The 237-nt window shown below is 65.4% G+C and carries 1 protein-coding gene; it reads left to right on the top strand.

The window, feature by feature from the left end; all coding sequences use genetic code 11:
- Nucleotides 1–165: 165 nt before the first annotated feature.
- Nucleotides 166–237, top strand: a 72-nt coding sequence (locus SB751_RS35180; RefSeq protein ID WP_410749637.1) for a glycogen/starch synthase, incomplete at its 3' end; no start/stop codon positions are given.

Genomic DNA, 237 nt, shown 5'->3' on the forward strand with positions numbered 1-237 from the left:
TCCCTGAAGCGCGCCGATTACAAACGTCGGCAACAACGACACGCGGCCGGGCCCGCCGGCGCCGATTGCCACAATGCAGCGACCCTGGGCATGCCTCTTGCGTACAGGCAGGTCTTGCGGACATGACCCCGATTGCCGGGTGCTCCGCATCCCCCCGGAGCAAGCATGACGACAACAAAGATCCTGATCGTGGCAGCCGAGGCCTTTCCCTTGGCAAAGACGGGCGGCCTGGGCGAC

The organism is Cupriavidus sp. SIMBA_020, from assembly GCF_046535395.1.
Classification (GTDB): Bacteria; Pseudomonadota; Gammaproteobacteria; order Burkholderiales; family Burkholderiaceae; genus Cupriavidus; species Cupriavidus campinensis.